This window comes from Myxococcales bacterium (assembly GCA_016712525.1).
Lineage (GTDB): Bacteria > Myxococcota_A > Polyangia > Polyangiales > Polyangiaceae > JAAFHV01.
Genome location: JADJQX010000008.1, coordinates 883,780 through 897,874, shown reverse-complemented (window position 1 = coordinate 897,874; position 14,095 = coordinate 883,780). Strand labels below are relative to the sequence as shown.

General features: G+C 69.8%; 10 protein-coding genes. 5 read left to right on the top strand and 5 right to left on the bottom strand.

What is annotated here, in order from left to right; genetic code table 11:
• From IPK71_33360 to IPK71_33350, 3 genes are all read right to left on the bottom strand, one after another.
• Entirely contained in the window at positions 1–2,016 is a 2,016-nt protein-coding gene (locus IPK71_33360; GenBank protein MBK8218646.1) for a beta-propeller domain-containing protein, read from the bottom strand.
• Positions 2,017–2,050: 34 nt separating this feature from the next.
• A complete protein-coding gene (locus IPK71_33355) occupies positions 2,051–3,388 on the bottom strand; it encodes a cation:proton antiporter (GenBank protein ID MBK8218645.1) in 1,338 nt (445 codons plus the stop codon).
• Between the two features lie 78 nt (positions 3,389–3,466).
• Positions 3,467–4,885 carry a KamA family radical SAM protein gene (locus IPK71_33350; GenBank protein MBK8218644.1) on the bottom strand — a complete coding sequence of 473 codons (1,419 nt, stop codon included), beginning with the start codon at positions 4,883–4,885 and terminating at the stop codon, positions 3,467–3,469.
• Positions 4,886–5,143: 258 nt separating this feature from the next.
• Between IPK71_33350 and IPK71_33345 the strand changes: the two genes are divergently transcribed.
• Positions 5,144–6,655, top strand: coding sequence for a hypothetical protein (locus IPK71_33345; GenBank protein ID MBK8218643.1), 1,512 nt, complete (start codon positions 5,144–5,146; stop codon positions 6,653–6,655).
• Positions 6,656–6,742: 87 nt separating this feature from the next.
• On the opposite strand, the gene IPK71_33340 is transcribed toward IPK71_33345, so the two are convergent.
• On the bottom strand, positions 6,743–7,795 hold the full coding sequence (locus tag IPK71_33340) for a WYL domain-containing protein (GenBank protein ID MBK8218642.1): 1,053 nt from the start codon (positions 7,793–7,795) through the stop codon (positions 6,743–6,745).
• A gap of 3 nt (positions 7,796–7,798) precedes the next feature.
• Complete coding sequence (locus tag IPK71_33335; protein MBK8218641.1) at positions 7,799–8,368, bottom strand: hypothetical protein; 570 nt, start codon at positions 8,366–8,368, stop codon at positions 7,799–7,801.
• A gap of 107 nt (positions 8,369–8,475) precedes the next feature.
• On the opposite strand from IPK71_33335, the gene IPK71_33330 reads away from it, so the two are divergent.
• The 4 genes from IPK71_33330 to IPK71_33315 all read left to right on the top strand — a co-directional run bounded on the left by IPK71_33330 (position 8,476) and on the right by IPK71_33315 (position 14,083).
• Positions 8,476–9,786, top strand: a complete 1,311-nt coding sequence (locus tag IPK71_33330) for a thymidine phosphorylase (GenBank protein MBK8218640.1) — start codon at positions 8,476–8,478, stop codon at positions 9,784–9,786.
• A 222-nt stretch (positions 9,787–10,008) separates the two neighbouring features.
• Positions 10,009–11,583, top strand: coding sequence for a hypothetical protein (locus IPK71_33325; GenBank protein ID MBK8218639.1), 1,575 nt, complete (start codon positions 10,009–10,011; stop codon positions 11,581–11,583).
• Positions 11,580–13,184, top strand: a complete 1,605-nt coding sequence (locus IPK71_33320) for a hypothetical protein (protein ID MBK8218638.1) — start codon at positions 11,580–11,582, stop codon at positions 13,182–13,184. The genes IPK71_33325 and IPK71_33320 overlap by 4 nt, the downstream gene beginning before the upstream one ends.
• Positions 13,181–14,083, top strand: coding sequence for a hypothetical protein (locus IPK71_33315; GenBank protein ID MBK8218637.1), 903 nt, complete (start codon positions 13,181–13,183; stop codon positions 14,081–14,083). Before IPK71_33320 ends, IPK71_33315 begins: the two co-directional genes overlap by 4 nt.
• Positions 14,084–14,095 lie beyond the last annotated feature (12 nt).

Below are 14,095 nucleotides of genomic sequence, written 5' to 3'. Positions count from 1 at the left end.
TCAGTCGGCGCGAGGGGGGATGGCCTTCGGCGCGTACGTGGTGCGGCCGATCTCCCTGATTTTCCCGGAGTCGAGCGCACCCTCGACGATCTCGTAGCCCATGAGGGCGAAGATGCGGCCCCGGAAGAAGATGGGCCTCGCGTTGCCGTACCAGTCGACGCACGAGGCGCGGCACCCGTCGTTGGCTTGGCCCACGCGGGACGACACGAGCTCTCCCACAGGGGAAAGATCGAGCGACTGGTTCTTCAGGAAGAGCACCTTCGCCGAGCCTTGATCGCCCCGGTCGTCTCCAGGGGACGGGGTGCCGAGGATCGGCAGGCCGAGGAGCCCGGCGTCGGTCGAGTCGGGTTTGTAGAAGAAGCCATGGGATCGCTGCTCGGCCTGGGACGCTCCGGTCCTCGTGTAGGTGCTCGCGACCTTCGGAGCCGCGCCGAGCGAGAGCGACGTGAAGAGCAGATCTTGGCCCTTCTGACCGACGACGATCGCGTTCGAGCCCAGCGCCTCGAGGCGGTCGATCGAGTGCCCGACGTCGACGGCCGTGGCTGATTTCTGACCGAGCGTGTGCACGAACACCGAGCGCTCGCCGGGCAGGGGAGACCCGCGGTAGCCGAAGTTTTGGCTGCCGTAGAGGAGCACGTTGCCGACGAAGCGGTTTTGGAGCGAGTAGCCCTTTGGCCCCTCGAGGCGCGTGTAGTTTCGCGCCGTCGACTCGACCGACCCTTCACGGAAGAACCCGAGCGGCAACCGCACGACGCCGACGTCGCCGGCCGACGCGCCCGCACCCCACATCCCGTCGCCTTGGGTCTCGGCGCGCACGAAGACCGACAGGTGGCCGTCTTGTTCGGTGAACGAGAACTGATCGATGGGCCCGCCCGACACCTTGACCGCTCCCGGAGCGCTCCCGTCGAGGGGGAGGCGAACGACGGCCGAGGTCTGGCGGCTGCCCTCGTCGTCCCACCTGTGCTCGGTCATCCACACGTACACGGCTGCTTCGGACACGTAGAAGACGCGCCCCGCGGGCCCGAGGATGCTCGTGGCTTTGCACGTGAGCTCGGGGCTCGTGAGATCGCACGTGGTCACGGTGTGGAGGGCCTGCGGCGCGAGATCGAAGGCCGGCTTGAACACGCTCGCTGCGGGCACGACGCGCTTGAACTCGGCGGCCGTCGCGCCCGCGTGCCACTTCCTCACCGCCGGGAAGCGCGCGAAGAACTCGGGCCCCGTGGCGGGCGAGAGGTAGCTCGGCGTGTAGAATACAAGCTTTCCGCCGACGACCCGGCTCGCGTAGTTCCGGGCCGAGTAGTAGTCGTTTCCGCGGAGGTGGTACGTCGCGCGGTACGCGATGCCACCTACCGAGTCGAGGTCGAACACCCCGACCTCCGTGCCGCCGCGGGCGTAGCTGTAGCCGATGACGACGAGGGTGTTCCCCGACACGAGCATCTCGTCGTACCAGGTGCCCTGAGGGTCGATGCCGGGCCCGAACGCGTCGACCGCGGCGACGGGGCGGAGCTGCTTGTCGTCGATCCGCACGGTGAAGAGCCGGCCTCGTCGCAAGATGACGAGGTGCTCGCCGTGAACCTTCACGATGCCGCCCTCGTCGACCCCGGCGACCTGGTTGTTCGTGATCCCGTCGGCGGCCTTGTCGGCCTTCGAGTCGGCGGTCTTGGTGGCCTCGGCGGCGGCGGGCGCGGCCGCCGCGACGGGCGACGGAGGGGAGGCGTTCGGCGCGTTCTGCCCCGGGCCGGCCTTGGCGAGCCGGTCGCGCCGTTTTTGCGCCTGGGCCTCGCGCTTCTTCGCCTGAGCGTCTTGGTAGTCCTTGTAATATTTGACGATTTCGTCGTCCGACGAGAACGCTCCGAGGGGCCTCCGCGCGCCGTCCGTCACGGCCGCCGACGGGCTCGGTTCGGGCGCCGCATCTCCAGGAGGGGCGGTCTCTTGTTTCGAGCGGCACGCGAGCGAGGGGGCGAGCACGACGAGCGCGAGCGCGGAGACGGCGAGGCGAGCACGACGGAGGGGCATGGGGGCATCGTACGCGCCTCGTCCCGAATCGATCTCACCGTCCGGTCCTCGGCTCGCCTTCGGGCAGCGGTCGAGAGGTCGCCATGAGCCGCCGGATGGCGGGCGTCGCCACGAAGGTGCTCACGATCGCCATGATCACGAGCATGGTGAAGGTCCGCTTCGGCAAGACGCCCATGTCGTACCCCACGTTCAGCACGACGAGCTCGAGCAGCCCCCGTGTATTCATGCACACCCCGAGCGTCGTCGACGTCTTGTGGTCCTCCCCGAGCGCGCGCGCGGCGACGTAGGTGCCCCCGAACTTGCCCGCGAAGCCGACGACGCAGACGAGCCCGCACTCGAGCCACGCCGAGGCGCCGGACAGCGCGCCGATCTCGGTGCGGAGACCCGTGTACGCGAAGAAGAGCGGCAGGAAGAAGGCCTGCACGAGGGGCATCACCCGGGCCTTCCACGCCGTGGCGAAGTCGTGCTCGGTCTGGAGCGCGATGCCGAGCACGAAGCCGCCGATGATCGCGAACACACCGAGCTTGCTCGTGACGATGGCCGAGCCGAAGAGGAGGACGCACATCCACGAGAGGAGGCTCGCGTCGAGGCCCTTCGCGCGGGCCATCGACGCCCGCACGCGCCGAACGAGCAGGGGCCGCAGCACGACCAACACGACGACCCCGTAGGCGATCACGAGCGCGAGCCTCCCGGCGAACGCGGTGGGCTCGAAGCGCGAGCCGATGAGGGTCGACACCACTCCGAGGACGATCCAGCCGACCACGTCGTTCACGGCGGCCGCGCCGATCGTGAGCGCGGCGGTTCGAGTCTTCGAGAGCCCGAGCTCCATGAAGATGCGACCCAGCACGGGGATCGCGGTGATCGACATCGCCGTGCCCATGAAGAGCGCGAACGGCACCTTCGGCGGGAGCGATCCGTCGGGGAACGTCGCTCGGGGGTGGAAGAGCCCCGCCGACACGTAGCCGAGCGCGAACGGGGCCACGATGCCGACGAGGCTCAGCACGAGGACCCGCGCCTTGTCCTTGCGGAGCTCGCGGGCGAGCTCGAACTCGAGCCCGATCTGGAACATCAGGAACACGAGCCCGACCTGGGACACCCCGACGAAGATCGGCCCCGTGGAGGGCGCGAAGAGGCGAGCCATCAGGCCGGGCGCCACGGCTCCGAGCACGCTGGGGCCGAGCACGACGCCCGCGATCATCTCGCCGACCGCGTCCGTCTGTCCGAAGAAGCGGCGGGAGATCCACACGACGACGCGTGTCACCACGAGGAGCACGACGAGCTGCCCGAGCAGCGTGACCACGAGCCCCTCGGTCGCCGTACCCGTGGCGTTTCCGGCGGCTCGTGCCGCGGTCTCGGTGAGCCCCGACGTCATGGAGGGGCGTCTAGCACGAAGAAAAAGGCCCGCGGGCGTCTCGCGCACACGGGCCTACATAGCGATGGAGCTCCCGCCTCAGCGCTGGCGCTCTTTGGCCTTCTGCAGGGCCGACTGCACCATCACCTCTTGTTCGGCCGGGTCGGCCCACCTGCGCTGCGCGCTCGTCGAGAGCTGGTGGAGCGGGTCGAAGTACATGAAGAACTGGCCGGGCTTCACGTTGGGCGCCTGGTACACGCTGATGCCCGTCTCGCGGTCGTAGTGCTCGTACGAGTGGGCGTCGCGCTTGCCGCCGCCGCCGGGAGCGTCGACGACGAACACGGGCGTGTTGAAGCCCGCGGTCGAGCCGCGGACGTGCTTCTCGATGTGGATGGCCGTGTCGACCGAGGTGCGGAGGTCTTCGACGCCCTTCACGAGGTCGTGCACGTACACGTAGTAGGGGTGGACGTTCACGTGGCCGAGGCGCTTCACGAGGAGCGTCATCGTCTCGGGCGAGTCGTTCACGCCGCGCTGGAGCACCGTCTGGTTTCGCACGAAGATGCCGCGCTCGAAGAGCGTGTTCATGGCAGCCTCGGTGATGCCGGTGATCTCGTTCGGGTGGTTGAAGTGCGTGTGGAGCACGACCTCTTTGTGGAGCTTTCGCCCCTTCTCGACGACGCGGGTGAGAGCGTCGGTCCACGCCGTGTCGGTCAGGATCTTCTGCGGCATGACCGCCGGGCCCTTGGTGGCGAAGCGCATGCGGCGAACGTTGGGCATCGCGAGCAGCGTCATCCCGATGTCCTCGAGCTGCTGGGCGCGGAGCTGGTAGGCGTCGCCTCCGGAGATGACGATGTCCTCGAGCTCGGGGCGGGACTCGATGTACGCGTAGGCTTGTTTCCAGCGCTCCTCGTTCGCTTTGAGACTCACCTTCTCGACCTCTTCGGTGTCGACGCCCACGGCGTAGCTCCGCGTGCAGAAGCGGCAGTACACGGGGCAGGTGTCGAGCGGGAGGAAGAGCGCCTTGTCGGGGTACCTGTGGGTGAGGCCCGGGACGGGCGCGTCGGCTTGCTCGTGGAGCGAGTCGAGATCGAGCTTCGGGTGGTCGTGGAAGAGGCGCGTCCCGAGCGGGAGGAACTGCGTGCGGATCGGGTCGGCGTACGGGTCGGACCAGTCGATCAGCGAGAGCATGTACGGGCTGATGCGGACGCTCATCGGCGCCTTGCGGAAGCCCTCCTCGGCGTCGCGGACGAACGTGTCGTCGACGAGGCCTTTCACCGCGGCGAGCAGCTTGTCGACGCGCGTGACGGAGCTCTTCGCCTGCCAGTTGTGGTCGAGGAACTGCTCCTCGGTCACGTCGGCGTACGCCGGGATCCTTCGCCAGAACTCGCCTTGCAGGAGGTTCCGGTGAGCCATGGTGCTCGGGTCGGCCGGAGGCTTCTTGGCGGGCGGAGGCATCGACGGTGCCTTGGCGGTGCCGATGACGGGAAGCTTCTGGGGAGCGCGGGCTTCGGTGTCCATGAAGCCTTCTGCCACGGCGAAACCGGCTCACGCAAGCGGACGGACGGACGTGTCGGCGCGGCCGCCGCGCTTCTCCGCGTGACGCACGACGTCGTTCCCCGGGTGCGGCGCGAGGATCTTCGTGATCCTGTGGATCATGGGGTTCTCGGCGTGAGCCGAGGACGAAGATTTTTGCCGAAGCGCACCTTGTAGGTGTGTTGAAATCATTGATGAATTTGCCGCGCTCGGCGTGGCACGACGACTGCAGTAGGGGTGGACATGCGCCTCAACGTCTCTCCCGTCCTGTTCGTCGCGGTGGCTCTCTCGCTCGTGGCCTGCTCGTCGGCTCCCGACGACCCGGGTCTGCTCTCCACGGGCAACGGCAACGGTAGCGCTGCGGGCAACGGCTCGCCCACCGTGCTCGACCTCGACCCGGCCCTGACGGCGAACGAGGGCACCGAGCCCGAGACCGAGGAGTACCTCCACCTCGTCACGCCCGACCTCGCGGTGTGCCCGGCCGGCGCCTCGTTCGACGAGATCTCGGGCTTCTGCATGACGGGCGGCCAGGCGATGGGGCCCTTCCCCGCGGGCCTCGTGGCCGAGTGCCAGAAGCTCGGCGGCGGCGCTCAGTGCGGCACGAGCAAGTGGGAAATCGACCTCGCGCGTCGCGCTCGCGGCGAAGAGTTCTGCCCGGCGGGCACCGACATCGACCTCGCGACCGGCCTCTGCGCCGACGACCGCTACGTCTACGGTCCGTTCGACCTCTCGATCATCAAGGAGTGCCGCCTGGCGGGTGGCGGCGCGCAGTGCGAGGAGCTCCGCTGGGAGAAGCGCTTCGCCCCGGCCCTCCCCGCCGACATCGAGCAGACCGAGGGAAGCACCGAGTTCCAGGCCGTCCCCGCGAAGCTCGACGAGGCGTGTGGCAAGAACGCGAAGCTCTTCAACTACTACAAGTCGCAGAACGGCTTCATGAACGTGCGCCGCTCGGCCCGCGCCAAGCTCCGCGCGATCGGCGCGACCTCGGCGAGGACGAGCCCCGACCGCAACGGCTGCGCGACGTACCTCTCGTACGCTCTCAAGCAGTCGGGCGCGGTCCCCGACATGCCCATCGAGCCCGGCACCGAGGGCTTCCGCGACGCGCTCCTCAAGCGCGGCTGGACGGTCATCAAGGACCCGGCGCAGTTCCAGGCCGGCGACGTCATCATCTCGCGCGACCGCAAGGGTGTGCCCGGCCACCCGGACCACGTCTACATGTACGCCGGCTCGAAGGACGGCTCGCCCGGCATGGGCTACGTCATCGACAACCAGGGCACGCTGGTGCACGAGCGCAACATCTCGGCGGCTGGCAAGAAGACCCGCGCCGCCTATGCCCTCCGCGCTCCCGGCGCCAAGAAGGGTGACCAGTGCAACGACGACGGCATGGTCGACCAGCGCGACTCGTGCGTGGGCAAGACCGACGGCTGGTACTGCTCGGACCTCAAGGACTTCAGCGGTTACCAGTGCAAGGGCGGCAACATCACCCTCGGCCACCAGTGCGCCACCGGGAAGACCTGCACGCGAGTGAACCCCTCGGGCGACGACGACAAAGCCCAGCTCGAAGGCCAGGTCCCCGCGTGCGGCTCGCAGCAGGTGACGCAGCCGACCAAGCAGTGCACCTCGCACGGCCAGTGCAACCCCGGCGCGAACGGCTCCGGCAAGATCTGCTCGGCCAACCAGTGCGTGCCCGGCTGCCGCGCCGACTACCACTGCCCCGGCTCGCAGCGCTGCCGCGCCGGCACCTGCGGCAACTGACCCGAAGGCCGACACCGAGGCTCGACGACGAGGCTGCCCGTGAAGGGTGGCCTCGCGCCGTTTCGAAGGGGCGCTCCGGTCTCCGGCTCAGTACCGGGCGGCGGCGCGCACGAGCACGTCGCGGATCTCGTCGGCGAGGTCCTTCGGCTCGATGACCTTGGCGGCGTCTCCGAAGCCGAGCACCCAGGCCCGCGCGAGGGCACGGTCGCCGATGGGCGCGGAGACGCGGACACGACCATCCGGGGCCTGCGCGATCCTCTGTGCAGGATGCACTTTTCTGGCGCGGACCTGATCGGCGACCCTCGCGTCGAACTCGACGAGGATGCGGGTCTTGTCGGGGAGGGCGACTCCGAGCTCTCCGTGGAGGTAGTCGGCGAGCTCGAAGCCCTCGGGGACGCGGAACCCCGTGTCGGTGGCCTCGATGCCGTGGGTCTCTTCGAGCCGCACCACGGTGAGCCTCCGCTCGTGATCGAGCCAGCCCACGAGCACCAAGGAGCCCTGGTGGAAGACCACGCCATAGGGGAAAAATAGGGCCCTGGAGCCCTTCGCCCCGCCTTGCCCCTTCGACGAGAAGGTGATCGCGCGGCCCTGGGAGAACGCCTGGAGCACCACGTCGACCTCTTCCGTGCGGGCGGACGGGACACGGTTCGGCGAAGCGAGGAACGTCGCGCGATCGCCGAGGGTCGTGTCGGGCATGAGCTCTTGCCCCTTGCCCGTGCGGCCGCTCGGGCGCTGCACGAGCTTCTGGAGCTCCGTGAACGCGACGTCCACCTCGTCGAAGAACGCCGACCCTCGCACGGCCTCGAACACGCGCCTCGTCGCGAGGAGGGCCTGGGCCTGACCGCGGCGGAGCACCACGGCGCGCCCACGCTCCCCCGGCTTGACCCGCCACACCTTCGCGCCGCCGGGGACGGGCTCGACCCACTCGAGCTGCAGGGCCTCCTGCATCTCGTGGATGTAGCGCCGCGCCGACCGCTGCGAGACGCGGAGGGTCGTGGCGAGCTCGGCCAACGTGAGCCCGACCGGGTGCTCCTCGAGGAGCGTTCGGAGCGCGTCGAGCCGGCGAAACTGGGTGAATTTGCCCCGCGTGCGGCCGGGCTTCGTGGCCCGGCCCTTCGGGAGCCGCAACGTGAGGGCCAAGTCTCAGATCTTGCGGTCGCGGTGCTCGGCCCGGTACTTGGCCTTGTACTGGTCGTGGCACGTGCGGCACGAGGCCTTGCCCGCGTCGAAGTTGCCGGCGCGCGCGGCCTTGGCGCCGTCGTTCGAGATGGAGGCCCAGTTCGAGTACCCCGGCGGGCCCATCTTGGCCATTTTCTCGAGAGATTCCGCGAGCTTGGTGGCGTCGCCCGAGGAGACCGCCGGGTTCGCGTTCGCCTTCATCCACCCTTGGAGTGGGCAGTCGGGGAGGGGCTTCGTTCCGCACGCGAGCTTGGCCGGGGCCGCGCTGCCCGACGGAGCGGCCTTCGCCGAGGCGGAAGCGGAAGCCGATGGGGCGGCGCTCGCAGCCGCGCTCGCGGACGGCTCGGCGCTCGGGGCCGCGCTCGCCGAGGCGGTGACCGACGGAGCCGCGCTCGCCGTGGCCGCCGCCGACGCGGACGGGGTCGCCGAGGGCTGCGGGACCGGCGGGGTCGCGTCCTCCTTTTTGTCGCAGGCGACGAGGGCGAGGGCTACGGCGAAGAGGGGAGCGAGCGCGGCGCGCGAGGAGCGAGTCATGGCCTGCGAGGGTAGGGGGAAAACGCGAGCGGATGAAGGCCGAACGCGTGCCCGTTCGCGCAAAAAGAGTGTTCTCGGCTGGGGCTCCGCCGTATCTTCGGGCCTCCATGGAACGAACCATCGTCGAGCTTATTGCCGCAAAACGTGACGGTCTCGCCCTCTCGGGAGACGAGATTCGAAGGCTCATCCGCGACTTCGTCGACGGCGGGGTCGCCGACTACCAGCTCTCGGCGTTCCTCATGGCGTCGTACCTGCGCGGCCTCTCCGACGAGGAGTGCGTGGCCCTCACGTTCGCGATGCTCCACTCCGGCAAGGTGCTCGACCTCGGCCACGTCCCCGGCGTGAAGGTCGACAAACACTCGACGGGCGGCGTCGGCGACAAGGTCTCGATCTGCCTCGCGCCGCTCGTCGCGGCGTGTGGTGTCCCCGTGCCCATGGTGAGCGGCCGCGGGCTCGGTCACACCGGCGGGACGCTCGACAAGCTCGAGGCCATCCCCGGGTTCCGGACCGACATTCCGACCGAGGATTTCCAGCGAATCGTGGCCTCGGTGGGCACGTGCATGATCGGCCAGACGAAGGACATCGCGCCGGCCGACAAGCGCATCTACGCCCTCCGCGACGTCACCGCGACGGTCGAGTGCATCCCGCTCATCGTGGCGTCGATCCTCTCGAAGAAGCTCGCCGAGGGCATCGACGGGCTCGTGCTCGACGTGAAGGTGGGGAAGGGCGCCTTCATGAAAGACGAGGCACGAGCCCGCGCCCTCGCCGAGGCCCTCGTGAGGGTCGGCACGGGCGCGAAGAAGAAGGTCGTGGCCGTGCTCACGCGCATGGACGCGCCGCTCGGGCTCGAGGTCGGCAACGCCAACGAGACGGCCGAGGCGCTCATGGTTCTCCATGGCAAGGGGCCCGACGATCTCGTGCAGTGTACACGCGTGCTCGCCCGCGAGATGCTCCTCCTCGGTGGGGTCGCGAAGAGCGCTTCGGAGGCCGACGACAAGCTCGATCGTGCCATCGCGAGCGGCGACGCCGTGCGCACGATGGAGCGTATGGTGGAGGCCCAAGGGGGAGACGCGCGGGTGGTCGCGACCCCGTCGCTCCTTGCGCTCGCGCCGCAGAAGGTGCAGGTCCTCTCGCCTCGAGCGGGCTTCGTCACGGACATCGACGCGCTCGCGGTGGGGCTCGCAGGGGTCGCCATGGGGGCGGGGCGTACCCGCGCCGATCAGGCCGTCGACCCGGGCGTGGGGATCACACTCGCGAAGAAGCCGGGCGAGCAGGTCGCCGAAGGGGAGCCCTTGGCGACGCTCCACCTCCGCGAAGGGCAGGCCGAAGGCGCGCTCGTCGAGCGTGTTCGCGGCGCGTTTTCCGTCGGAGACGCGGCTCCCACGGCGCGCCCGCTCGTCGTCGGGCGCGTCGAGTAAGGCCCCGCGCGCGCCTCGTGTAGGCCACGCTCGTCGGGCGCGGATCGCCTTTCGGGCCTCCGACCGCGCGACCTCGCTGTCATGGGCGGGGCCGCGCGCGAAGCCCGATGCTCCGCGAAAACGCGTGCGCAGCGAGCGCTCGTGAGCGTGGCACGTGCGTTGCTGAAGCGCTTCCGCCCGAGCGAGAGCCCCTCGCGGGTGGATGGAGGTCGCGTGCTTCGCATGGCTCGACGCGGGAAATTCCCCGCCATCATCATCGTCCTATCGGCCGTGGCGTGCGGCGCCGAAGCCACGAGCTCCGAGTCCTCGGACGGCGCCCCGGCGTCCCCCAAGAGCCCCGGCGCCGCCTCCGACGCCGGCGGGTTCTTCGGGGACGCCGCGTCCCCTCCACCACCCGAGCGAGAGGTCGAGAGCTCGTTCGAGGCGCCCGTCGCGACCGGCAGCTACGTCTGGGTCACGAACCCGAAGAGCGGCCGCGTCGCGTACATCGACGTTCGTTCGCTCGCGGTGAAGACGGTCGAGGCCGGCAACGGCCCCACGTACCTCGCCGCGGTGCCGGGCGCGCAGGTCGACACGACCGTGGTGTTGAACGTCCTCTCGCGCGACGCCACGGTGCTCCGCGCCTCGCCCACGGGCATCGACGTGAAGACCGTGAAGGTCGCCAATGGCGCGAATTCATGGGCTTTTTCGGCCGACGGCCGCTACGCGATCGCCTGGGCCGACGCGAAGAAGAGCCCGGCCGCGCCGAAGACCCAGGGCTTCCAAGATCTCACGGTCATCGATCTCACGGGGGCGACGCCGCCCACGGTGCTCGCGGTCGGGTACCGGCCGGTGCTCGTCGGGTTCTCGAAGTCGGCGCCGCTCGCGCACGCGGTGACCCAAGACGGCGTGGCGATCGTCGACCTCTCCACGAGCCCTCCGCGGCTCGTCAAGAACGTCGCCATCAGCGCGACGCCCACCGAAGATCCCGGCACGCGTGACGTCGCCGTGACCCCCGACGGCAAGCTCGCGCTCGTGCGCCGAGACGGCTCGAACGCCGTCACCGCCGTGAGCCTCGAGACGGGGCAACGTGTCGAGGTCACGTTGAACGGGCCCGTGACCGACCTCGATCTCACCGAGGCCGGCGATCGCGCGGTCGCCGTGGTGCGCTCGACGTCGACCGTCTCGATCCTCCCGATCCCTCAGGTGCTCACGCAGCCCACGCAGGTGAAGTCGGTCACGGTCACGGGCGAGACCATCGGCTCCGTGGTGCTCTCGGCCGACGGCAACACGGCCATGCTCTACACGAACGCGAGCCAGACCGAGCGGGTGACCGTCATGAGCCTCTCGGCCACGCCGGACCCGACCTACCGCGTCGTGCGCCTGTACTCGCCGGTCCTCGCGGCGTTCGCGTCGCCGGACGCGAAACACGCCACGATCCTCCACGACATCAAGACGCAAGACGGGGCCTTCTCGCTCGTCCCGCTCGCGACCGATCTCCCCGCCAAGATCGTGGCCATGACGGCCAAACCCGCCCACGTCGCCATGACCGCCGACACGGCGCTCGTGTCCGAGCGGGGCGACGCCCAGAAGATTTACGGCGCGTACCTCGCGAAGCTCCCGAGCTTCCAGGTCGAGCGCTTCGCCCTCGCGAGCCCCCCGATCGCCGTCGGCATCGTGCCTGCGGCGAAACGAGGGTTCGTCGCCCAACAACACCCCGAGGGGCGCATCACGTTCCTCGATCTCGACACGGGCCTCGCGCGCACGCTCACGGGCTTCGAGCTCGCCTCGCGCGTGGTCGATGGGAGCAAGCCATGAAGATTCGCTCGGTCATCGCCCTCGCGCTCGTGCCCGTCCTCGGCGCGTGCGTCGACCGCGAAGAGGTCTGGGACACGGTACCCACCGGCATCGAGGCCGTCGGTCTCACGGACCGGGTCGTCGTGGTCGACGACTCGGCGAAGAGCGTGATCTCGCTCCGCCCCGGTCGCGATCAGGAGCTCGAGCGCACGCGCATCGCGGTCGGCGCCAACGTCGCCAGCGTCGTCCCCTCGCGCGCTCGTGACAAGCTCTTCGTGCTCTCGTACGGCGACGTGCCTCGCCGCGACGCCGAGGACGAACGCCCGAGCCTCACGGTGATCGCGCGTGACGGCACCCGACGGCTCGAGCTCTCGTCGGCGCACGGTGGGCTCGTGGCAGATCCGGAGGGCCGCTACCTCGCGATCTTCGCGGCGGCGCAGGGGGCCCGGAAGGCGCCCGCGAGCTTCGTCGAAAATCCGAATGAGATCATCATCGTAGATCTCGAAGCTCCCCCCGGGAAAGAGGCCGTGGTGCCGCGTTCGATCCGAAGCTTCGGGGGCAAGCCTCGACGTGTGAGCTTCTCGCCCGTCGTGAACCTGCCCGGTGGCCCTCGGCGCCTCCTCGTCGTCGAGACCGAACAGGACGTCACCCTGCTCGATCTCGATCGCATCCACGACGTGCCCGAGCGACCCGAGATCACCGTTCGCCTCGGCTCGGGAGCGAACGCGAAGCCGCTCTCCCCCGCGGGCATCGCTATCGACGATGGCGAGCCCACGTCGGCCGAGGACACGCGCATCGCCATTCGAGCCGCGAACGACTCGAGCCTCGTCCTCTTGACGCTCGGCGCGGCTCCGCCAGGATCCCCGAACGACTTCTTCCCTACCGTGAACCTCACCGACGTGGGCGGCGTCGCACAAGACATCGCGTTCGTCCGCACCGACGGCGGTCCGAGGCTCGCGGCCCTCGTGCCGGGTATTCGGTCGGCCGTGTTGGTGGAGCCGGCGACGGGCCTCACGCAGAAGGTCGATCTCCCCGAGGCCTACTCGCGCATCGCGCTCGTCACACGCGACATCGGCGCGCCGACCGGGAGCTCGGACGTGGCGCTCCTCTACGGCGCTGCGAGCACCAGCACCCAAGGGGTCGCGTTCTGGTCGCTCGGCAAGACGGCCGGGCAGCCGTACCGAAGCCTCGAGAGCGTGCCTCTCGGCACCGGCGTGAGCACCGTGCTCGACGTGCCGGCCCCGCGGGGGGAGCTGAAGGTCCTCGAGAGCGCCTCCGGGACGGGGTTCTTCGTGCTCGATCTCGCGTCGCGGACGGCCTCGCCGCTCACGACGATCACGCGACCCAAGCTCTCGATCGCGCCCGACGGCCAGCGGCTCTGGGCGTTCCCACAAGGCGGCAGCGTGATCTCGCGCGTCGAGCTCCCGACGTTGCACCCGGTCTCTCTGCCCGTCGATCGCTCGGTGAACGACGTCTTCGACGTCACGAGCTCGGCGGGGGGCGCGTCGGTCGTCGCCATCGACGTTCGCGGCACCGTCTCGGCCACCGTCATGGACGCGACCGCGGTCGACTCGATCGCGTCGCGCACGTACTTCGGCCTCTTGCTGGAGGGTCTGCCGTGAGCTTCCTTCGTCGTCTCACCGCCGCCACGGCGGCCATGTTCGTCGCCGTCGCCGGACCTGCGCTCGCGTACGCCGACGAGCTCCCCCCTCCCGAGCTGCCGAAGCCCGAGCCGATCCCGGGCCCTCCGGCTCCCGCGCCGAGCGCCACCCCCGCGCCGACGCTCGCCGGCCCGCGCGAGACGATCGACGTCGCGGCAGCACCACCTGCCGCTCCGATGGTCGCACCTCGATCGACGCCGGCACCCCCGGCGCCCGTGGCCGCCGAGACCGCCCCCTCGTACCCGCGAGGAAAACCGAATAGTTACATACGGTTCGGCCTCGGCATTCGTGTCATGTACGCGCCGAGCGCGGGCCTCGACCCCTTCTCCGAGGGCGACGCTATCGGCCAAGCGAGCCTCGAGGTCTCTCGAACGCTCGCCACCTCGGGGAAGCTCGCGCTCGCGCTCGGGCTCGGGTGGGACGTCGGCATGAAGCGCACGACCGCCCGAGGCCCCGCGTCGGGCCTTGCCCTCCACAGGCTCTCGGTGCCCGTCGAGGGCCGGTATCACCTCACGTCGTGGCTCTACGGCTTCGCGCGTGTGGCCCCGGGCGCGGCCATCCTCGACGTGCACGTGGAGGACCCGAGCGCGCCTTCCCACCTGTCCGACGTGAACGCGATGTTCTCGGTCGACGGGAGCGCCGGGGCGTCGTTTCTTCTCGGTGGGCATGGCCCGGCGGACCGCAAAGGCGTGAGGTTCTGGGCGACGCCCGAGGTCGGTTACGGCCTCACCACACGCGCGACACCCTCGCTCACGCCCGACTCGCGCGACGACGTCCTCGGGAAAGAGCTGGGCGCGTCGACGGGCTCGCTCTCCGTGAGCGGCTTCTTCTTCCGCATCGGTGTAGGGTTCACCTACTGAAGAGGCGCCTAT

Coding starts and splice junctions, on each gene's coding strand:
- IPK71_33360 (MBK8218646.1), bottom strand. CDS start 2,016: ATGCCCCTCCGTCGTGCTCGCCTCGCCGTCTCCGCGCTCGCGCTCGTC.
- IPK71_33355 (MBK8218645.1), bottom strand. CDS start 3,388: ATGACGTCGGGGCTCACCGAGACCGCGGCACGAGCCGCCGGAAACGCC.
- IPK71_33350 (MBK8218644.1), bottom strand. CDS start 4,885: ATGGACACCGAAGCCCGCGCTCCCCAGAAGCTTCCCGTCATCGGCACC.
- IPK71_33345 (MBK8218643.1), top strand. CDS start 5,144: ATGCGCCTCAACGTCTCTCCCGTCCTGTTCGTCGCGGTGGCTCTCTCG.
- IPK71_33335 (MBK8218641.1), bottom strand. CDS start 8,368: ATGACTCGCTCCTCGCGCGCCGCGCTCGCTCCCCTCTTCGCCGTAGCC.
- IPK71_33330 (MBK8218640.1), top strand. CDS start 8,476: ATGGAACGAACCATCGTCGAGCTTATTGCCGCAAAACGTGACGGTCTC.
- IPK71_33325 (MBK8218639.1), top strand. CDS start 10,009: ATGGCTCGACGCGGGAAATTCCCCGCCATCATCATCGTCCTATCGGCC.
- IPK71_33320 (MBK8218638.1), top strand. CDS start 11,580: ATGAAGATTCGCTCGGTCATCGCCCTCGCGCTCGTGCCCGTCCTCGGC.